This is a genomic window from Rhodosalinus sp., from assembly GCF_041685465.1.
Lineage (GTDB): Bacteria > Pseudomonadota > Alphaproteobacteria > Rhodobacterales > Rhodobacteraceae > Rhodosalinus.
The window spans coordinates 1-19,821 of the sequence record NZ_JAWLFS010000025.1; the positions used below are offsets into that span (position 1 = coordinate 1).

General features: G+C 72.4%; 21 protein-coding genes. 14 read left to right on the forward strand and 7 right to left on the reverse strand.

Features of this window, described 5'->3' with window-relative positions:
• Nucleotides 1-251 precede the first annotated feature (251 nt).
• Nucleotides 252-1,160 carry an AAA family ATPase gene (locus ACESL7_RS03020; RefSeq protein ID WP_372891316.1) on the reverse strand — a complete coding sequence of 303 codons (909 nt, stop codon included), beginning with the start codon at nucleotides 1,158-1,160 and terminating at the stop codon, nucleotides 252-254.
• Between the two features lie 170 nt (nucleotides 1,161-1,330).
• Here ACESL7_RS03020 and ACESL7_RS03025 point away from each other — a divergent pair, with 170 nt between their 5' ends.
• From ACESL7_RS03025 to ACESL7_RS03050, 6 genes are all read left to right on the forward strand, one after another.
• Complete coding sequence (locus ACESL7_RS03025; protein WP_372891318.1) at nucleotides 1,331-2,368, forward strand: glycosyltransferase family 2 protein; 1,038 nt, start codon at nucleotides 1,331-1,333, stop codon at nucleotides 2,366-2,368.
• Entirely contained in the window at nucleotides 2,365-2,985 is a 621-nt protein-coding gene (locus ACESL7_RS03030; protein WP_372891320.1) for a sulfotransferase family protein, read from the forward strand. The genes ACESL7_RS03025 and ACESL7_RS03030 overlap by 4 nt, the downstream gene beginning before the upstream one ends.
• Nucleotides 2,985-5,276: a glycosyltransferase family 92 protein gene (locus tag ACESL7_RS03035; RefSeq protein ID WP_372891321.1), complete on the forward strand. Its 2,292-nt coding sequence runs from the start codon at nucleotides 2,985-2,987 to the stop codon at nucleotides 5,274-5,276. Before ACESL7_RS03030 ends, ACESL7_RS03035 begins: the two co-directional genes overlap by 1 nt.
• A gap of 1 nt (nucleotide 5,277) precedes the next feature.
• Nucleotides 5,278-5,967, forward strand: coding sequence for an FkbM family methyltransferase (locus ACESL7_RS03040; protein WP_372891323.1), 690 nt, complete (start codon nucleotides 5,278-5,280; stop codon nucleotides 5,965-5,967).
• Complete coding sequence (locus tag ACESL7_RS03045) at nucleotides 5,967-7,031, forward strand: glycosyltransferase family 2 protein (protein WP_372891325.1); 1,065 nt, start codon at nucleotides 5,967-5,969, stop codon at nucleotides 7,029-7,031. The genes ACESL7_RS03040 and ACESL7_RS03045 overlap by 1 nt, the downstream gene beginning before the upstream one ends.
• Nucleotides 7,032-7,114: 83 nt before the next feature.
• A complete protein-coding gene (locus ACESL7_RS03050; RefSeq protein WP_372891327.1) occupies nucleotides 7,115-8,050 on the forward strand; it encodes a phosphoadenosine phosphosulfate reductase in 936 nt (311 codons plus the stop codon).
• Here ACESL7_RS03050 and ACESL7_RS03055 read toward each other — a convergent pair.
• Nucleotides 8,047-8,322: a hypothetical protein gene (locus ACESL7_RS03055; protein ID WP_372891329.1), complete on the reverse strand. Its 276-nt coding sequence runs from the start codon at nucleotides 8,320-8,322 to the stop codon at nucleotides 8,047-8,049. The two genes, ACESL7_RS03050 and ACESL7_RS03055, sit on opposite strands and share 4 nt — an antisense overlap.
• 119 nt (nucleotides 8,323-8,441) lie before the next feature.
• Here ACESL7_RS03055 and pyrC point away from each other — a divergent pair, with 119 nt between their 5' ends.
• From pyrC to ACESL7_RS03075, 4 genes are all read left to right on the forward strand, one after another.
• Complete coding sequence (pyrC, locus tag ACESL7_RS03060; protein ID WP_372891331.1) at nucleotides 8,442-9,482, forward strand: dihydroorotase; 1,041 nt, start codon at nucleotides 8,442-8,444, stop codon at nucleotides 9,480-9,482.
• A gap of 77 nt (nucleotides 9,483-9,559) precedes the next feature.
• Nucleotides 9,560-10,234, forward strand: a complete 675-nt coding sequence (locus ACESL7_RS03065) for an orotate phosphoribosyltransferase (RefSeq protein ID WP_372891333.1) — start codon at nucleotides 9,560-9,562, stop codon at nucleotides 10,232-10,234.
• Between the two features lie 182 nt (nucleotides 10,235-10,416).
• Nucleotides 10,417-11,907 (forward strand): replicative DNA helicase, encoded by a 1,491-nt coding sequence (locus ACESL7_RS03070; protein WP_372891335.1) that lies wholly within the window; start codon nucleotides 10,417-10,419, stop codon nucleotides 11,905-11,907.
• A gap of 61 nt (nucleotides 11,908-11,968) precedes the next feature.
• On the forward strand, nucleotides 11,969-12,769 hold the full coding sequence (locus tag ACESL7_RS03075; RefSeq protein WP_372891337.1) for a DUF1194 domain-containing protein: 801 nt from the start codon (nucleotides 11,969-11,971) through the stop codon (nucleotides 12,767-12,769).
• Here the strand turns inward: ACESL7_RS03075 and ACESL7_RS03080 are convergent.
• Entirely contained in the window at nucleotides 12,742-13,278 is a 537-nt protein-coding gene (locus tag ACESL7_RS03080) for a histidine phosphatase family protein (protein ID WP_372891339.1), read from the reverse strand. The genes ACESL7_RS03075 and ACESL7_RS03080 overlap by 28 nt on opposite strands.
• On the reverse strand, nucleotides 13,269-14,051 hold the full coding sequence (gene cobS, locus ACESL7_RS03085; protein ID WP_372891341.1) for an adenosylcobinamide-GDP ribazoletransferase: 783 nt from the start codon (nucleotides 14,049-14,051) through the stop codon (nucleotides 13,269-13,271). Before cobS ends, ACESL7_RS03080 begins: the two co-directional genes overlap by 10 nt.
• A gap of 84 nt (nucleotides 14,052-14,135) precedes the next feature.
• Here cobS and alr point away from each other — a divergent pair, with 84 nt between their 5' ends.
• Genes alr through ACESL7_RS03105 form a run of 4 tightly spaced genes read left to right on the forward strand, consistent with a single transcriptional unit; the run spans nucleotide 14,136 to nucleotide 17,075 of the window.
• Complete coding sequence (gene alr, locus ACESL7_RS03090) at nucleotides 14,136-15,170, forward strand: alanine racemase (RefSeq protein WP_372891343.1); 1,035 nt, start codon at nucleotides 14,136-14,138, stop codon at nucleotides 15,168-15,170.
• On the forward strand, nucleotides 15,167-15,949 hold the full coding sequence (locus ACESL7_RS03095; protein WP_372891345.1) for an MlaE family ABC transporter permease: 783 nt from the start codon (nucleotides 15,167-15,169) through the stop codon (nucleotides 15,947-15,949). The genes alr and ACESL7_RS03095 overlap by 4 nt, the downstream gene beginning before the upstream one ends.
• A complete protein-coding gene (locus ACESL7_RS03100) occupies nucleotides 15,946-16,692 on the forward strand; it encodes an ABC transporter ATP-binding protein (RefSeq protein WP_372891347.1) in 747 nt (248 codons plus the stop codon). The genes ACESL7_RS03095 and ACESL7_RS03100 overlap by 4 nt, the downstream gene beginning before the upstream one ends.
• Nucleotides 16,692-17,075: a hypothetical protein gene (locus tag ACESL7_RS03105; RefSeq protein ID WP_372891349.1), complete on the forward strand. Its 384-nt coding sequence runs from the start codon at nucleotides 16,692-16,694 to the stop codon at nucleotides 17,073-17,075. Before ACESL7_RS03100 ends, ACESL7_RS03105 begins: the two co-directional genes overlap by 1 nt.
• A gap of 114 nt (nucleotides 17,076-17,189) precedes the next feature.
• On the opposite strand, the gene purF is transcribed toward ACESL7_RS03105, so the two are convergent.
• The 3 genes from purF to ACESL7_RS03120 all read right to left on the reverse strand — a co-directional run.
• The gene (gene purF, locus ACESL7_RS03110) at nucleotides 17,190-18,665 is read right to left on the reverse strand and encodes an amidophosphoribosyltransferase (protein ID WP_372891351.1); all 1,476 of its coding nucleotides are present in this window, start codon (nucleotides 18,663-18,665) and stop codon (nucleotides 17,190-17,192) included.
• 96 nt (nucleotides 18,666-18,761) lie between these two features.
• The gene (locus tag ACESL7_RS03115; protein ID WP_372891353.1) at nucleotides 18,762-19,325 is read right to left on the reverse strand and encodes a CvpA family protein; all 564 of its coding nucleotides are present in this window, start codon (nucleotides 19,323-19,325) and stop codon (nucleotides 18,762-18,764) included.
• 52 nt (nucleotides 19,326-19,377) lie between these two features.
• Nucleotides 19,378-19,821: magnesium chelatase domain-containing protein (locus ACESL7_RS03120; protein ID WP_372891355.1), on the reverse strand; the 444-nt coding region annotated here is incomplete at its 5' end.

Here is a 19,821-nt window from a genome sequence, read left to right on the forward strand (position 1 = left end):
GAGAGGAGACCACGCGGCGGCGCCGAGGGCGACGGTGGCAGGGGGCGCTGCCCCCGTCCGCCTGCGGCGGACTCCCCCGGGATATTTTCGCCAAGAAGAAGACCCGGCGCGGGACGGAGGATGGGTCGGGTCGCCGCGCCCGCGAGCGCGGCGGCGCGCGCGTCCGGGGCTCGACCGATCGGCGCAAGGGCCGCACCCGCCTCCGCCGGAAGGACGCCGGCGCGGAGCGGGGACGAGAGCGCGCGCGGCGCTCATGCCGGCGCGGTCTCGGCGCGGGCCTCCTCGAGCAGGCGCGCGGCCTCGGAGCCCTGGAGCCGCGCGATGTCGTCCTGATACTTGAGCACCGCGCCGAGCGTGTCGGCGATCACCTGCGGCGAGAGCGCGATCACGTCGAGCGCGAGCAGGCATTTCGCCCAGTCGATGGTCTCCGCCACGCCCGGGGCCTTGAAGAGGTCCTCGGTGCGCAGGCGCTGCACGAAGGCGACGACCTCGCGCGAGAGCGCCTCGGAGGCCTCGGGGACGCGGGCGCGCAGGATCGCCATCTCGCGGTCGAACTCCGGGTAGTCCACCCAGTGGTAGAGGCAGCGGCGCTTGAGCGCGTCGTGCACCTCGCGCGTGCGGTTGGAGGTGAGCACGACGATCGGCGGCTCCGGCGCGCGGATGGTGCCGATCTCGGGGACCGTCACCTGGAAATCCGAGAGCGCCTCGAGGAGGAAGGCCTCGAAGGGCGCGTCGGTGCGGTCGAGCTCGTCGATCAGCAACACCGGCGCGCCGCCGGGCTGGGGCGACATCGCCTCGAGCAGGGGGCGGCGGATCAGGAAGCGTTCGGAGAAGAGCTCGTCGGTGAGCGTTTCGCGGTCGGTGCCTTCCACCGCCTCGGCGGTGCGGATGGCGACCATCTGCGCGGGGAAGTTCCATTCGCAGACGGCGGAGGCGGCGTCGAGCCCCTCGTAGCACTGCAGCCGGATGAGACGCCGGCCGAGCCCGGCGGCGAGCGCCTTGGCGATCTCGGTCTTGCCGACGCCGGCCTCGCCTTCGAGGAAAAGCGGCCGGCCGAGCCGCTGGCCGAGAAAGACCACCGTGGCGAGGGCGCGGCCGCAGACGTAGCCCTCCCCGGCGAGCAGGTCCTGAACGTCGTCGATCGAGCCGGGTGTCGTCATGCGCCTCCTCCTCCTCGGCGCAGAGAAGGGCACGCGGGCGGGCACCGGGTCAAGCGTGCCGCGTTGACCGGTCGCCTTGGTGCGGCCATGTTTCGGGCATGATCGGCTGTTAGCCGGATCCCCGAGGCCGGCGGACGGGCCGGCGGGGCGACCGGCGCGAGGGAAGCGAGATGCGCGTGACCGCGGTGACCTGCGTCAGGAACGAGGGCCCGTTCCTGATCGAGTGGATCGCCTGGAACCGGCTGATCGGGGTGACCGATTTCCTGATCTATTCGAACGATTGCACCGACGGGACGGATCGCCTGCTGGACGCGCTGGCGGCCGAAGGCGTGGTGCGCCACCTGCCCAACCCGGCCGCGGGCCGCAGCTACCAGATGGAGGCGCTGAAGGCCGCCGCGCGGGCGCGGGCGGTGCGCGCGGCGGACTGGGTCTGGATCGCCGACGTGGACGAGTTCCTGAACATCCACGCGGGTGACGGGACGATCCCGGCGCTCGTCGCGGCCTGCGGCGATCCGCGGGCGATCTCGGTCTCCTTCCGGTTCTTCGCCAACGCGGGCGTCGAGCGCTTCGAGGACCGGCCCGTGGTCGCGCAATTCACGCGCACGCACGACCCGGACATCTGGTGCGGGGAGACGGCGATCGAGGTCAAGACGCTGGTGCGGCGGGATTTTCCGCTTCGGTACTTCGGCGCACACCGGCCCTTCCTGCGCCGGGGCCTCGCGCCGGAGGCGCGGCCGCGCTGGACCGACGGCGCCGGCCGGCCGGTGCCGGAGGCGTTCCTCGACGCCGCGACGGCCCGGCGCATCCGCAAGATCCCGGCGAAGGGCGCGCGCCGGCATGCCACGCTCAACCATTATGCGCTGCGATCGCTCGAGAGCTATCTCGTCAAGGTGGACCGCGGCGACGTGAACCGCAGGAACCGGGCCTTCGACGTGGACTACTGGCGCGACCGCGACGACGACGCCTGCGCCGAGGCGAGCCTTCTGCGGCATCTGCCGGCGCTGGAGCGCGAGATGGCGGCGCTGAAGGCGCTGCCCGAGGTGGGCGCGCGCCATGCGGAGGCGGTGGCCGCGCACCGCGCGCGGATTGCCGCGCTTCTGGAGCAGGCCGAGTATCGCGCGTTGCGCGCGCGCCTGCGCGCCGCGCCGCGGATCAGCACGCGCGAGGGAGCGCTGATCGCCGAGCTCGGGCTGGAGGGCGCGGCGTGAGCGCGGTGCGCGTGGTCAACCTCGGGCTGCCCAAGTCGGGCACGACGACCTTCAACAAGGCGCTCGCCGCCTCGGGCTGGCGTGTCGCCGATCACCGCATCCGCCCGCGCCAGACCGCGGACGCGGCACTGCACGGCGCCTTCGTGGGCGACCTGATGTATCGCGGCTATTTCGGGTCCGGCGATCCGCTGGCGCTTTTCGCGGGCTTCGACGCGATCTCGGAGACGAGCGTGATGCGCCGCGGCGTGAACTTCTGGCCGCAGACGGATTTCGGCCTGATCGAGGCGGCGCGCAGGCATCATCCGGGGCTGCGTTTCGTCGCCACGCGGCGGCCGACGGCCGATATCTGCGCCTCCATGGCGGGGTGGTCGAACATGCTCGACCGGCTGCCGCACTACGCGATTCCGGGCCTGCCGCAGGGCTACGGCCGGGCGGAGGACGAGCGCGCGCGCTGGATCGAGGCGCATTACGCCTTCCTGCGGCGGATCTTCGAGGGGTCCGAGGCCTATCTCGAGCTCGACGTGGGCGCGCCGGACGCGGCCGGGCGGCTTTCGGCGCATCTCGGCGTCGAGATCGGCTGGTGGGGCCGGGCCAACGCGAAACGGGCGGCGGGCTGATGCGGATCGTCCTGCACGTCGGGCTCGACCCCTGGGCGGTGGAGCGGCTGCGCCGGGTCATGGCGGCGAAGCGTCAGGGCCTCGCCCGCCGCGGCATCCTGCTGCCGAAGAGCCCGGGCGCGAACAATCACACGCGCCTCTGCATGGCGGTGAGCGACCCGGACCGGGTGGATATGCTGCGCGCGCAGCGGGGCTTCGGCCCGGCGGAGGCGCAGGCGGGCCTGCGCGACGCGCTCGCCGCCGGCCTCGCGCGGGAGGTCGCGGCGGCGCAGCCGGAGGTGCTCGTCCTGTCGGCCTGGCAGCTCGGGCAGCGGCTCGTCCGGCGCGCGGAGCTCGCGCGGCTGCGCGCCCTGCTCGCGCCCCTCTCGGAGCGGATCGAGGTGGTGGCGCATGTCGAGGCGCCGGCGCGGATGCTCGCGCGGCACTACGCGATGCAGGTCTTCGACGGGCGCGCGCGGCCGCTCTCGCAGGAGCTCGCCCGGCCCGAGGGCGACTGGTGGGAGGAGGCCCGCGCCGCCGCGCCCGCGCCCGACCCGGACCTTGCCCTCTTTCCGGAGGTGCAGGGACCACCCCACTGGCTCGATCTGGCGCGCTTCACGGCAGAGTGGGAGGCGGTCTTCGGCCCGCTGCGCCTGCGCGCGGTGGACGCCGCCCGGCTCTCGGGCGCCGAGGCGATGGCGGAGGTGGCGGCGACGCTGGGGCTCGCGCGCCTGACCGGCAAGGCGGCGCCGGAGGCCCGGCCCGCGCCGCCCGCCGCCGCATGGCTCGCCCGCGCACGGGCGATGAACGCGCTCTTCCTGCGCTACATCGAGGTGAAAGACGCCGTGATCCCGCGCCAGCTCTGGCGGCGAATGCTGGCGGAAATCGCGGTCGGGGGGCCGGCGATCGACCCCGGCAGCCTTGCGCCCGTCTCGCGCCGCCTCGCTGCCGCGACCGCCGAGGTGGCCGCCGCGCACGGCCTCGATCCCGCCGCGCTCGCGCCCCCGCCGGAGGCCGCGCCATGGGCGGAGGCGGACCCGGGAGAGGGCTTCCGCGCGACGCAGTACCTGCTTGCCTTCCGCCCGCGCATCGACCGCGCCACGAGGGAGGCCCGCGCGGCGGAGGCCGCGCCCGCAGAGGACGCAACACGCCTGCCGCCCGAGGCGCGCGCGAAGCTCGCGCAGCTTCTGGGCGGCCCCTTCGCGCCGCACGACCGGTTCGGCCGCGTGAAAGAGGACGAGCAGGCGCCGCCCTATCCGCCGGCGCCCCCGCGCAGGCCACCCGAGGGCAGCACGGGGCGGGTGATCGTCGCCTGCATGAAGAACGAAGCCCCTTATGTCGTGGAGTGGGTCGCCTACCACCGCGCGATCGGGGTGGACGACTTCCTGATCTACACCAACGGCTGCGAGGACGGCACCGACGCGCTGCTCGCGCGGCTTCAGGAGATGGGCGTGGTGCGCCACCGCGCCAACGACGACTGGCAGGGCAACTCGCCCCAGCAGCACGCGCTCGACCGCGCGCTCGAGGAGCCGGTGGTGCAGGATGCCGAGTGGCTCTTGCACATCGACGTGGACGAGTTCGTCAACGTGCGCTGCGGCGACGGCACGCTCGACGCCTTTCTCGCGCGCGTGCCGGAGGCGACCAACGTCGCCATGACCTGGCGGCTGTTCGGGCACTCGGGCGTCGCGCGGCTGGAGGATCGCTTCGTGATCGAGCAGTTCACCCGCTGCGCGCCGCGCTTCTGCCCCAAGCCGCACACCGTCTGGGGCTTCAAGACCATGTTCCGCAACATCGGCGCCTACGCGCGGATGTCCTGCCACCGGCCCAACAAGCTCGCCCCGGAGTTCGAGGGGCGCGTGCGCTGGGTCAACGGGTCGGGCGCCGACATCACCGCGGAGCTCGCGCGGGACGGCTGGCGCAGCTCGCGGCGCAGCGTCGGCTACGATCTGCTTCAACTCAACCACTACGCCCTGCGCTCGGCGGAAAGTTTCCTCGTCAAGCGCGAGCGCGGGCGCGCGCTGCACGTGGACCGGCAGATCGGGCTCAACTACTGGATCCGCATGGACTGGTCCGACGCGACCGACCTGACGATCCAGCGCAACCTGCCCCGGCTGCGCGCCGAAGTGGACCGGCTGATGGCCGACCCGGAGGTGGCGCGGCTGCACGCGCGCGGCCTCGCCTGGCATCGGGAGCGGGCGGCGGCGCTGCGCGCGACGCCGGAGTTCCGCGCGCTCTACGAAGAGGCGCGCGCCACCCGGCTCACCGGCGCGGAGCGCGCGGCGTGGTCGCTCGCCCTCGACATGGAGAGCTGAGGTGGGGGCGCAGGGGACCGAGGGCACCATCACCTCCCGCGGGGTGCGTATCCCGAAGGACGCGCGCGTCTTGACGGGTCGGGCGCGGCGCAACCTGCGTGCCGGCACCTACGAGCGCAAGGAGAGCGACGCGGTGCTGCGCATGGTGCGCCCGGGCGACCGGGTGCTCGAACTGGGCGCCGGGATCGGCTACATGTCGGCCCTCATCGCCACGCAGACGAAGGCCGCGGCGATCACCAGCTTCGAGGCGAACCCCGCGCTTCTGCCGTTCATCGCGGAGGTGCACCGCGCCAACGGCGTGACGATCGCCTCCGTCGAGAACGCGCTTCTGGCTCCGGAGGCCGGGCCGCCGCGCCCTTTCCACGTCCGGGAGGATTTCCTCGCCTCCTCGCTCGACCGGGACGCCGCCGGCGGCGTGGTGGAGACGGTCGCGGTGCCGGTGCGCGGCCTCGCGGACGTGCTGGCAGAGGTGCGGCCGGATGTCCTCGTCTGCGACATCGAGGGGGCGGAGGCCGATCTCCTGCCGGCGGGCGACTGGTCCGGGCTGCGCGCGGCGGTGGTGGAACTGCACCCGCAGTGGATCGGGCAGACGGGCGTGCAGGCGGTCTTCGACGCGATGCAGCGCGCCGGGCTGACCTATTTCCCGCGCGCCTCGGAACGGAAGGTCGTCGCCTTCCGCAAGGGCTGGTGATGCGCATTCTCGCCATCCTCACGGTGCGCGACGAGGGAGCCTTCCTCCTCGACTGGCTGGCGCATCACCGGGCGGCGGGGGTGACGGACGTTCTCGTCTTCTCGAACGACTGCGCCGACGGCACCGACGCCATGCTCGACCGGCTGGCAGAGCTCGGGTGGGTGGAGCATCACCGCAACCCGCCGCCGCACGCGCGGCAGGGCGTGCAGTTCACCGCGCTCAACCGCGCCGCGGAGCTTCCGATCACCCGCACCGCCGACTGGATCCTGCCGCTCGACATCGACGAGTTCGTGAACGTGCACGTGGGCGATCGCACCCTGCCCGCCCTGATCGCCGCGCTGCCGGAGGCGACGGCGATCACGCTCACCTGGCGGCTTTTCGGCAACTGCGGTGTGGTGGCCTACGAGGATCGTCCGGTGACCGAGCAGTTCACCCGCGCCGCGCCCGAGGTGATCTGGTGGCCCTGGCGCGCGGCGATGTTCAAGACGCTCTACCGCAACGACGCCACCTACGCGAAGCCCGGCGTCCACCGGCCCCGCGCGCCCGATCCGGCGCGGGTGGAGGCGGCCCGCTGGTTCGACGGGCACGGGCGCGAACTGCCCGGGAGCTTCCGCACGCGGCGGGTCTTTTCCGATTTCGGGCGGCCCAATTTCGGACTTGCGCAGATGAACCACTACGCGCTCGGCGCGATGGAGAGCTTCGTCCTGAAGGCCGCCCGGGGACGCGCGGTGCACGCGGGCGACCGGCTCGGCCTCGACTACTGGGTGGAGCGCAACCTCTGCGCCGAGGACGACCGGAGCATCGCGGCCCTCGCCCCGGCCACGGCGGCGATCCGCGCCGAACTGGCGGCGGACGCGCGCCTCGCGGCGCTGCACGCCGAGGCGGTCGCATGGCGCCGCGCGCGCTTCGCCGAGCTGATGGCGACGGAGCCCTCCCGCGACCTGATGGGCCGGCTGCTCGCGGCGCCGCCCTCGCGCCCCGTCCCGCGGGAGATCGCGCTCAGGCTGATGGCGCACGCCCGGCGCGCAGGCGACCGCGACCGCGCGCGGAACGCGCCATACTAAGAGGCCGTTTCCCGCGCAATTTTGCCCCAATGCGGTACTATCTCCCCGGAACGCGCCAAGGATCGCCCGAACGGAGACAAGGGATGCAGGACGCCCCCGACCTCGACTCGCGCCCGCTGACCGGACTGGAGCGGGCCGAATGGCTGGACAGGATGGCCGAGATAACCGTCGAGAACGGCCATTTCGCCGTGCTGGGGCGGCGTCATATCGCGAGCTACATCGACCACGGCGGGACGCTGCTCGTCACCTTCGAGACGGTCGAGGGCACGCGCGCCCTGTCGGAGCGCGAGGAGCCGCTCGGCTGGCAGATGGTGCGCGACCACGGCTGGTCGCACCTCTGCCTCATGGCGCAGGGCGACACCTGGTTCCGTGACCGGGACGTGTACGACTACGTCGACCGGTTGATCGACGAGGCCTTCTTCGAGGATTTCGAGCGCGTGGTCTTCTACGGCGCGGGGCCCTGTGGCTACGCGGCCGCCGCCTATTCGGTCGCCGCGCCGGGGGCGAGCGTGATCGCCGTGCAGCCGCAGGCCACGCTCGACCCCGAGTTCGCGGAATGGGACGACCGCTTCGTCGAGATGCGGCGCACCGATTTCACCGAGCGCTACGGCTACGCCCCCGCGATGGTGGACGCGGCGATCGAGATGTTCCTGATCTACGACCCGCACGAGCAGCTCGACGCGATGCACGCCGCGCTCTTTCAGGGCGACAACGTGGAGCGCCTGCGCCTGCGCAACATGGGCGGCGCGATCCAGGGCGACCTGATCGGGATGGGGTTGATCGCGCCGCTGCTCGCCGCGGCCGGCGACGGGGTGCTCGACCGCGAGCTCTTCTACGAACTCATGCGCGCGCGGCGCGACCATGTGCCCTACCTGCGCCGCCTGCTCGCCCGCGCGGAGGAGCGCGGGCGGCTGAGGCTCGCCTGGCGGGTCTGCCGCAATGTCGCGGCGCGTCTCTCGGCGCCACGATTCGCGCGCCGGATGGAGCGTCTCGACGCGATGCTCGGCGAGACGGCCTAGCCGCGCCGGTCCGCAAGCGCGCCGCGAATCTCCGCCTGAAAGGCGCCGAGCGTGCCGCCGAGGATCACCAGCACCGGCGAGACCTCGTCCATCACGAGCACGAGGAAGACCGCGGCGCCGAAGAGCGCGGCGGCGAAGGCGGCGACGCGCTGCCCGGCCGCATCGGGCATCCGCGCGGGGCCGAGCATGCGGCGCAGCGCTTCCGCGACCTGACCCTCGATCCATGGCGTGGCCGCGCCCGCGACCCCCGCGACGATCAGCGTGAAGAGCATGGGCGTTCTCCCTCGGTGCGCGGGCCGCGTTCTGCCGCAGCGGCGGGCGGCTGGCAATCGCCCCCGCGGCACTGGCCCGACACTGGCGCGCTGCGCGGCGATGGGCTAAGCGCGAGCGCATGACGACGACGCTGGATATCCGCCGCCCCGACGACTGGCACCTGCACCTGCGCGACGGCGCGACGCTCAAGGGCGTTCTGCCCGCGAGCGCGCGCGCCTTCGCCCGCGCCATCGTGATGCCCAACCTCGTGCCGCCGGTGGTGACCGGCGCGCAGGCCGCCGCCTATCGCGACCGCATTCTCGCCGCGCGGCCCGAGGGCGCGCGCTTCACGCCGCTGATGACGCTCTACCTGACCGAGGAGACGGACCCGGAGGACGTGGTGCGCGCCCATGCCGAGGGGCTGGTGACGGCGGTGAAGCTCTACCCCGCGGGGGCCACCACGAACTCCGCCTCCGGCGTGCGCGACTTCGGCCGCGTGCGCGGCGTGCTGGAGCGCATGGCCGAGGCCGGCGTGCCGCTCTGCGTGCACGGCGAGGTGACGGACCCCGACATCGACATCTTCGACCGCGAGGCCGTCTTCATCGAACGGGTGCTCGACCCGATACGCCGCGCGACGCCGGGCCTGCGCGTGGTGATGGAGCATGTGACCACCGCCGACGCCGTCACCTACGTCAAGAGCGCCGAGCGCGACCTCGGCGCGACGATCACGGTGCACCACCTCGTCATCAACCGGAACCACATCCTCGCCGGCGGCATCCGGCCGCATTACTACTGCCTGCCCGTGGCCAAGCGCGAGACGCACCGACAGGCCCTGCGCGAGGCGGCGGTCTCGGGCGATCCGCGTTTCTTTCTCGGCACCGACAGCGCGCCGCATGTCGATGCCGCGAAGGAGACCGCCTGCGGCTGCGCGGGCATCTTCACGGCGCCGGTGGCGCTGCCGGTGCTGGCGGAGGTCTTCGAGGCCGAGGGCGCGCTCGACCGGCTGGAGGGCTTCACCTCGCGCCATGGCCCCGGTTTCTACGGGCTACCCGTGAACGAGGAGACGGTGACGCTGGAGAAGGGCGAGGCCGCCGCCCCGCCCGCCCGCGTCGAGACGGGCGATGGCCCCGTCACCGTCTTCGACCCCGGCTTTCCGCTGCACTGGCGCCTGCGCGCCTGACCGCGCGTCCGCCCTCGCGGGTGTCCTCGCTGCGAGGACGCCCGCGAGGGCGGACCGAGCCCTTCGAGGAGACCCCGATGATCACCACCGCGCCCCCGCCCGAGGAGATCACCCGCCTCGCCGCCCGCATGCTGCTGGAGGTGGAGGCGGTGCATTTCAACGCCGACACCCCCTTCACGCTGGCCTCGGGCAAGCCCTCGCCCACCTATATCGACTGCCGGCGGCTCATCGGCTTCCCGCGCGTGCGCGCCGCGCTCATGGACTACCTCGCCGCCACCGTGCTGCGCGAGGCTGGGTTCGAGCGCTTCGACGTCGTCGCGGGGGGCGAGACGGCCGGCATTCCCTTCGCGGCTTTGATCGCCGAGCGGCTCGGCCTGCCCATGGCCTACATCCGCAAGAAGCCCAAGGGCTACGGGCGGGGCGCCCGGATCGAGGGCGTGCTGAACGAGGGCGACCGGGTGCTGCTGATCGAGGATCTGGCCACCGACGGCGGCTCCAAGCTGTCCTTCGTCGAGGCGATTCGCGAGGCGGGGGGCGAATGCGCCTACACGGCGGTGATCTTCGCCTACGGCATCTTCCCCGAGGGCGAGGCGAAGCTTGAGGAAGCCGGCGTGCGGCTCCTGTCGCTGACCACCTGGCGCGACGTCCTCGCCGAAGCGCGCGCGCAGGACGCCTTTCCCGCGGCCACGCTGGACGAGGTCGCGGCCTTCCTCGACGCGCCACAGGCCTGGCAGGCGGCCCGCGGGGGATAAGCCGCGCCACTGTGGCGCAAGCGACACACTCCGCGCGCCACCCTGCCAGATGTTGACGTTGCGCATGCCCTGCCCGCAAGATCGCGGGGCATCATGATCCACAGCCTGTCCACAGCTTATACAATTTGCCCCGGTCGGACGCTCGGGGCTATGCGGTCCGGACCAGGACGAAGGGGTCAGCCATGAACGAGCTCGCGGGGTTCAACCCGGCCGGGGCGGAGATCGACGCGCCCGAGACGATGCCGCATTCGGTCGAGGCGGAGCAGCAGCTTCTCGGCGCGATCCTGACCAACAACGACATCTTCGACCGGGTCGCGGCGATCGTCGGACCGCAGCATTTCTACGACCCGGTGCACGCCCGCATCTTCGAGATCGCGGCCGCGCGCATCTCCAAGAACGCGCTCGCCACGCCGGTCACGCTCAAGACCTTCATGGAGGGCGACGAGGGGCTGGAGGCGCTCGGCGGCCCCGCCTATCTCGCCCGGCTCGCCGGCGCGGCGATCGCGGGCTACGCGGCGAAGGACTACGCGCAGCTCATCTACGATCTCGCCATCCGGCGCGAACTCATCGGGCTCGGCCGCGACATCTCGGCCAAGGCCGCCAAGATGGAGGTGGACCGCGAGCCGCGCGAGCAGATCGTCGAAGCCGAGCAGGCACTCTACCGCCTCGCCGAGCAGGGCAAGTCCGACAGCGGCTTCAAGTCCTTCCTCAACGCCTCGCTCGAGGCCGTGCAGGTCGCGGTGGCCGCGCACCAGCGCAAGGGGCAGCTCGCCGGTATCGCCACCGGCCTCGTGGACCTCGATTCGAAGCTCGGCGGCCTGCACAAGTCCGACCTGCTGATCCTCGCCGGGCGCCCCTCGATGGGCAAAACGTCGCTCGCCACCAACATCGCCTTCAACGTCGCGCGCGCCTACCGGCGCGGCGCGCGCTCCGACGGGAGCGAGGGCGCGGTCGAGGGCGGCGCGGTGGGCTTCTTCAGCCTCGAGATGAGCGCCGAACAGCTCGCCACGCGCGTGCTGTCGGACGCCTCCGAGATCCCCTCGGAACGGGTGCGCAAGGGCGACCTGACCGAGGAGGAGTTCCAGCGCTTCGCGGCCGCCGCGCGCGAGCTCGAGGCCTGCCCGCTCTACATCGACGACACGCCGGCGCTGCCCATCGCCCAGCTCGCCGCGCGGGCACGGCGGCTGAAGCGGACGCACGGGCTCGACCTGATCATGGTGGACTACCTGCAGCTCGTCCGCCCCGGCACCGCGAAGGACAGCCGCGTGAACGAGGTGAGCGAGATCACCCAGGGCCTCAAGGCCATCGCCAAGGAACTCGACGTGCCCGTGATCGCGCTCAGCCAGCTCTCGCGGCAGGTCGAAAACCGCGAGGACAAGCGCCCGCAACTCGCCGACCTGCGCGAATCGGGATCCATCGAGCAGGACGCCGACGTGGTGATGTTCGTCTTCCGCGAGGAGTACTACAAGGAGCGCGAGAAGCCGGGCGACCACGATCTCGACGCGATGGCCAAGTGGCAGGAGGAGATGGAGAAGCTCCACGGCCGCGCCGAGGTCATCATCGGCAAGCAGCGCCACGGCCCGATCGGCTCGGTGGAGCTCAGCTTCGAGGGCAAGTTCACCCGCTTCGGCAACCTCGCCAAGCCATGGCAGCAGGAGGGCGGCGGCTTCTGATCCGGCCCCGCTCCCGGCGTTGTGACTGGACAGCGCAGGCTTTCCCCTGCGTAATCGGGTCATGCGCGGATGCCTCGCCGCCTGCCTCGCCCTCCTGCCCCTCGCCGCCCCGGCGTGGGAGCCCGACGGGCTGGAGGTCGATCTGGAGCTCGTCCTCGCGGTGGACGTCTCGCGGTCGATGTCGGCCGAGGAGCTCGAGACGCAGCGGCGCGGCTACGCCGCGGCGCTGCGCTCCGAGGAGGTGGTCGCGGCGATCACCGGCGGCATGATCGGACGGGTGGCCATGACATACGTCGAATGGGCCGGCGCCTCCGCCCAGCGCAGCATCGTCGACTGGACCCTGATCGAGAGCGCCGAGGACGCCGCCGGTTTCGCCGCGCGCATCGGCGCGCAGACCGCGCCGGGCATGCGGCGCACCTCGATCTCCGGCGCGCTCCTCCATGCCGCCGAGAGCTTCGGGGACAACGGGTTTCACGGGCTGCGGCAGGTCATCGACATCTCGGGCGACGGGCCGAACAATCAGGGCCGCCCGGTGCTCGCCGCGCGCGACGCGGTGGTGGCGGAGGGCATCACCATCAACGGCCTGCCGCTGATGACGCCCGAGGAAGAGCTCGCCATCTGGGACATCGCCGATCTCGACATCTATTACGAGGACTGCGTCGTCGGCGGGCCGGGTGCCTTCGTCTTGCCGGTGCACGGCTGGGACGCCTTTCCAGACGCAGTGAAGCGCAAGCTCGTGCTGGAGATCGCGGGGCCGGACGCGCGCGTCTGGCGGGCCGAGGCGCCGGGCCCGGAGCGGGTCGACTGCCTCGTGGGCGAAAAGACCTGGGACCGCTACCGCCGCACCTGGGGCGAGCCCTGAGGCGGAAGCGGCACCGGCGTGCCGAAGGGCACCGTGTGCTCCCAGCCATCGGCGCGGCCTCGCAGGTGCAGCGCCGCCTTGATCGCCCCCATGTGCGTGACGACGAGCGCGGGGGCCGCCGGCGCCTGATCGAGCGCCGCCGCCACCCGGTCGCGCAGCTCGGCCACGCTCTCGCCGCCGTGCGGGCGGGCGTGATAGAAATCCGCGGCCCAGGCATCGAGTTCGTCGCGCGGCAGCTCGGACCACGCCACGCCCTCCCAGCGGCCGAAATCCATCTCGGTCCAGAGCGGCACGATCTCGGCCGACAGGCCGCGCGCCGCCGCGATCCGCTCGGCGAGCCGGTGGCACCGCGTGAGCGGGCTCGTCAGGACATGCGCGACCTCGGGCAGATCGGCGAGCACCGCCTCGGCCTCCGCCTCGAAGCTCTCGGCGAGCGCGAGATCCGTGCGCCCGTAGCAGGTGCCGGGCGCGACCGCGGGCGTGGTGTGGCGCAGAAGCGTCAGAGCCATGCCAGCGCCCCGAGATAGAGACCGAGCTCGGCCATCTGCTGCGTCGCGCCGAGGCAGTCGCCGGTGTAGCCGCCGAGACGGGCGAGGACCCGCCGCGCGAGGAGCGCGGCGAGGAGCGCGCCTGCTGCGAGCGCAGCGATAGTCGCCCCCGGCCCGAGCACGAGCGCCAGCGCCAGCGCCGCCGCGGCCGCGGTGCCCAGCGCGACACGGTCGCCGGACGGTGAGACCGAGGGCGCGGTGAACTTGGCGCCCTGCTCGCGCGCGTACTCGGCCCGCGCGACCACAGCCACCGGCGCGTAACGGCTGATCGCGTGACCGAAGAGGACCAGCGCCGCCGCCTGCCCCGGCGCGAGCGCGGCGAGCGCCGCCACCTTCAGCGCCAGCGTCAGGCCCAGCGCGAGGACACCATAGGTGCCCACGCGGCTGTCGCGCATGATCTCCAGCGCGCGCGCGCGCGTCAGCCCGCCGCCCAACCCGTCGGCCGCGTCGGCCAGCCCGTCCTCGTGAAAGGCCCCGGTCGCCGCCACCGTCGCCGCCACCGAGAGAAGCACCGCCACCGGCCAGGGCAGCACCGCCCCGGCCCCCAGCAGCACACCCGCCCCGATCGCGCCGACGATCAGCCCGACGCCGGGGTAATACCGCGTGGCCCTGAGGAGCCGCCCCTCCGAAAACGGAAGGTCGTGCGGCACGGGCAGCCGCGTAAGAAACTGCACGGCGAGGGCGAAGACCCCGAGCTCGTCGCGCCAGCCGGCGAAGGGCGGTTCCTGCGTCATGCTCCGGGCTTAGCCGGGCCCGCGCGACGCGGCAAGCGACCGGATTCGGCTTGACGCGGGGCGCAGGGCTGCGAATTAGACCTCATGGCGCAAGCGGAACTCATCATCGATCTGGACGCGCTGGTGGCGAACTGGCGCGCCCTCTCGGACCGCTCGGCCGGCGAGGCCGGCGCGGTGGTCAAGGCGGACGCCTACGGCCTCGGCCTCGCGCCGGTGGCGACCGCGCTCGCACGCGCGGGCGCGCGGCGTTTCTTCGTCGCCCAGGCCGAGGAAGGCGCGGCGCTGCGCGCGGCCCTCGGCGCGGGGCCGGAGATCTTCGTCTTCAACGGCCACATGGCGGGCGACGCCGCGCCGATCCGCGAGGCGGGGCTTGTCCCGCTCCTGAACTCCCCCGAGCAGGTCGCGCGCCACCTCGAGGCCGCGCCGGAGGCGCCTTGCGGCGTGCAACTCGATTCAGGGATGAACCGCCTCGGCATGGAGCCGGCCGACTGGGCCGAGGTCCGCGCCAGCCTCCCCGCCCCGCGTCTGGTGATGAGCCACCAGGCCTGCGCCGACGACGCCGCGCATCCGATGAACGCCCGCCAGCTCGCCGCCTTCCGCGCGATGACCGAGGGGCTGGACGCGCCCCGCTCGCTCGCCGCGACGGGGGGCGTCCTGATGGACCCGGCCTTTCACTTCGATCTCACGCGCCCCGGCATCGGCGTCTACGGCGGCCTGCCCTTCGCCGACGCGCGCCCGGTCGTGACCCTGCGCCTGCCGGTGATCCAGACGCGCGACGTCGCGCCCGGAGAGAGCGTTGGCTACGGCATGACCTGGATCGCCGAGCGGCCCGCGCGCATCGCCACAGTCGCGGGGGGCTACGGCGACGGGCTGCACCGCATCATGGGGCCGCATCTGGCCTTCCATGCCGGCGAGACCCCATGCCCCGTGCGCGGGCGCATCTCGATGGACCTGATCGGGGTGGAGGTCACGCATCTCGACGCCGATCCCGAGACGCTGGAGATTCTCGGCGCGCAGCAGGGGGTGGACGATCTGGCCGCGCATGCGGGCACCATCGGCTACGAGATCCTGACCGCGCTCGGACAGGGCCGCTACGCGCGGCGCTACACGGGCGGATGAGGGCACTCGCCCCTCTCGGCGCGCTCGGGCGGGCGGTGCTGCGCCTGCTGGGCGAGGTGGGGCGCGTCGCGCTCTTCGCGCTCGCAGCGGTGAGCCACATCCTGCGCCCGCCGTTCTACGCCCGCGAATTCGCGCAGGCGCTCGTTCAGATCGGCTGGCTCTCGCTGCCGGTGGTGGGACTGACCGCGCTTTTCACCGGCGGCGCGCTGGCGCTGCAGATCTACGCCGGCGGCGCGCGCTTCAACGCCGAGGCGGTGGTGCCGCAGATCGTCGCCATCGGCATCGTGCGCGAGCTCGGCCCGGTGCTCGGCGGGCTCATGGTCGCCGCGCGGGTGGCGAGTTCCATCGCCGCAGAGATCGGCACCATGAAGGTGACCGAGCAGATCGACGCGCTGGTGACGCTCTCGACCGACCCGATGAAATACCTCGCCGCGCCGCGCGTGCTGGCCGCCACGCTCGCGGTGCCGGTGCTCGTCGCGGTGGGCGATTCGGTCGGCATCATGGGCGGCTGGCTCGTGGGCGTCGCGCGGCTCGACTTCAACGGGGCGGCCTATCTCGAGAACACGGTGAGCTTTCTCGAGACATGGGACGTCACCTCGGGCCTCGTGAAGGGCGCGGCCTTCGGCTTCATCGTGGCGCTGATGGGCTGCTATCACGGCATGCACTCGCGCCGCGGCGCGCAGGGCGTCGGCCGCGCCACCAAGCAGGCGGTCGTCTCGGCCAGCGTGCTGATCTTCGCCGCGAACTACATCCTGACGGAGGTCTTCTTCGCGGCATGATCGAGCTCAGGGGCGTCAGCAAGAGCTTCGGCGAAACGCGCGTGCTGAGGGGCGTGGACCTCTCGGTGCCGCGCGGCACCTCGATGGTGGTGATCGGCGCCTCCGGCACCGGCAAGTCGGTGATGCTGAAGTGCATCCTCGGGCTGGTCGCCCCCGACGCAGGGCGCATCACGGTGGACGGGCGCGACGTGCGCGCGGGCGACCGCGACGCCTTTCTCGCGCGCTTCGGGATGCTCTTTCAGGGCGCGGCGCTCTTCGATTCGCTGCCCGTCTGGCAGAACGTGGCCTTCCGCCTCCTGCGCGGCGCGCTGAAGCGCCCCCGGGCGGAGGCGCGCGAGATCGCGGTGGAGAAGCTCCGCCGCGTCGGGCTCTCGCCGGACGTGGCCGACAGCTACCCCGCCGAGCTCTCGGGCGGCATGCAGAAGCGCGTCGGTCTGGCCCGCGCCATCGCCGCCGATCCGGAGATCATCTTCTTCGACGAGCCGACGACCGGCCTCGACCCGATCATGGCCGGCGTCATCAACGAGCTGATCCGCGAGATCGTGACCGAGATGGGCGCGACCGCCGTCGCCATTACCCACGACATGGGCAGCGTCCGCGAGATCGCCGATCAGGTGGCGATGCTGCACGACGGCGTGATCCAGTGGACGGGACCGGTGGACGCGCTCGACCGTTCGGGCGACCCTTACGTGGAACAGTTCATTCACGGCCGTGCCGACGGCCCCATCGCGGCGGTGCGCTGATGGAATTTCTGGAGCCCGATCCCGTTCTCCTCGCCTTCATCGGCTTCCGGCAGACCGTCTATCTGGAAGGTCTGGTGGTGCTGGCCGCGCTCCGGGCGATCGTGGCGCGCGGCGCCTGCCGGGCGCTCGCGGCGGCGGCGCTGGTCGTGGCGCTGGCCGCCGTGGCAGTGAAGCTCGCCGCGCTGCTGCCCGGCGCGCCGCTGGTCGGGGCGGCCGGTTTCGTGCGCAACGCGGGCGGCGGCATGGCCGTGCCGCTCGTTGCCTCGGTGCTCCTGCTTGCGGCGGGCGTCGCGCCGGGGCGGCGCTGGGCCTGGCTCGACTGGGCGCACCTGCTCTGGCTCGCCGCGCTCCTCGGGCTCTGGGGCTACGCGCGCTGGGCCTGAGGCCCGGCCGCCCGCCGCACTCTCCACCCTGTAGAAGCTCTGATCGGCCCCGGCCGGTCGCCGATGCCAACACCGGCTTCGACGGGGCGTTCGGCGCCTGTCAGGCGCCGGTGTCTATTCGGCGGCCTTCATCGCGAAGCCCTGCTCGATCATGTCGGACGGCGCCACAGGGTACTCGCCCGAGAAGCAGGCATCGCAGTACTGCGGGGCGCTCGCGTCGCGCCCCCCTGCCTCGCCGACGGCGCGGTAAAGTCCGTCGAGCGAAATGAAGCGCAGCGAATCGACCGCGAGGTGGCTGCGCATTTCCTCCTCCGACATGCTCGCCGCGAGAAGCTTCTCGCGCTGCGGCGTGTCGACACCGTAGAAGCAGGGCCATGAGGTCGGCGGGCTCGCGATGCGGAAGTGCACCTCGGCCGCGCCCGCGTCGAGGATCATCTCCTTGATCTTCCGCGAGGTGGTCCCGCGCACGACCGAGTCGTCGACGAGGATCACCCGCTTGCCCCGGATGAGCGCGCGGTTGACGTTGAGCTTGAGCCGCACGCCCATGTTGCGGATCTGCTCGGTCGGCTCGATGAAGGTGCGGCCCATGTACTGGTTGCGCACGATCCCCATGGCGTAGGGAATGCCCGATTCCTGGCTGTAACCGATCGCCGCGGGGGTGCCGCTGTCGGGAACCGGACAGACGAGATCGGCCTCCACCGGCGCCTCGCGGGCGAGCTCCACCCCGATCTGGCGGCGGGTTTCATAGACCGAACGCCCGCCGATGATCGAATCGGGGCGCGAGAAATAGACGTGCTCGAAGATGCAGAAGCGCGAGCGCACGGGGCGGAAGGGCCGCAGGCTCTCGACGCCGTGCTCCTCGGTGATCACGACCATCTCGCCCGGCTCGATCTCGCGCACGAGCTCGGCGCCGATGATGTCGAGCGCGCAGGTCTCGGAACTCAGCACCCAGCCGTCGCCGACGCGCCCCAGCACCAGCGGGCGCACGCCCAGCGGATCGCGCACGCCGATGAGCTTGGTGCGCGTCATCGCCACGATGGAGAAGGCCCCCTCGACCCGGCGCAGCGCATCCTCCATCCGCTCGGGGATGCCCTTCTGCAGCGAGCGGGCCATCAGGTGAATGATGCACTCGGTGTCCGAGGACGACTGGAAGATCGAGCCGCGCTCGATCAGCTCGCGGCGGAGCGCCTGCGCATTGGTGATGTTTCCGTTGTGCGCGATCGCCGCGCCGCCCATCGAGAACTCGCCGAAGAAGGGCTGCACGTCGCGGATCTGCGCCGGCCCCTTCGACCCCGAGGTGGAATAGCGCACATGCCCGATGGCGAGGCTGCCGGGCAGCGTCTGCATCACGTCCTGCGACGTGAAGGTGTCACGCACGTAGCCGAAGCGCCGGGCGGAGTTGAATCCCCGCTCGGCGTCGTAGGTGACGATGCCGCCGGCCTCCTGCCCGCGATGCTGGAGCGCATGCAGGCCGAGGGCGACGAAGCTCGCCGCGTCGGTGGCGCCGAGCACCCCGAAGACGCCACACTCCTCGCGGAGCTTGTCGTCGTCGAAGGGATGGGCACGAAAGGCAGGGGGCTGGTCGGGCATGCCGACGGGGCTCCGGATCTGTGGAGGCTGTTGCCCTTTTCACATAAGCGCTCGGGACCGCCGTGTCACCAAGGGATCACGAAACTCGCCCTGCCGTCAGGCAGGCGCATCGCAAACGCCCACGAGCTGTTCATACTGCCGCGTGATCCAGCCCAGCGCCGCGTCCGGGTCGCTCTGCGCGTCGAGACGCGCGGCGAGATCCGAGAACACCTGTGCCGAGCGGCTGTCGTCGATCATCGGGATCTGCTGCGCGGCGGCCACCGTCTCATAGAGGAAATAGGCCAGCGCCACGACCAGAACGCCGCGCGCCACCCCGAAGAGGAAGCCCAGCGCCTGATCCAGGCCGCCGAGGGCCGAGCGCCTGACGGCGGAGGCGAAGACCGGGGTGAAGAGCGAGACCACCAGGAGCGCGAGCGCGAAGACGACCGCGAAGGCGGCGATGACCGAAAGCTCGCAGCTGTCGGCGAGGATGCCGCCGAGGCCCGGAACCTCCTTGACGAGGGGCGTGGCCTGCGGGGCGAAGACGAAGGCGACCACCGCCGCGGCGATCCAGCCCGCGATCGCCAGCGCCTCGCGCACGAAGCCGCGCGCGTAGGCGAGCAGCGCCGAAACGACGACGACGAGCGCCACCACGCCGTCGATGATGGTGAACCCCTCCATGCGCGCTGCCCGTTCCCCTGCCTGTCCTCTGCCCGTCCCGCCCCCGGGCGTCTCACCCGGCGCCGAATGTCCCGCCCGCCAGATCGGCCAGCTGGCCCATCCGGGTCAGCGTCAGGCCGCCGCTCGGCGCGCTCTTGCCCCCCTCGGACAGGATGGCCGAGGTGAAACCAAGTTTTCGCGCCTCTTTCAACCGGTTTTCCGTCTGGCTGACCGGGCGCAGGGCGCCCGAGAGGCTGATCTCGCCGAAGACGACCGTGTCATGGGCGAGCGGCTCGCCCTCGCGCGCGGACAGCAGTGCCGCGGCGACCGCCAGATCGGCCGCCGGCTCGGAGATCTTCAGCCCGCCGGCGACGTTCAGGTAGACGTCGAGGCCGGCGAAGGGAATGCCGCAGCGCGCCTCCAGCACGGCGAGGATCATGGCGAGGCGCCCGCCGTCCCAGCCGACGACCGTACGCCGCGGCTGCGCCTGCGGCGTGGGCGCGACGAGCGCCTGGAG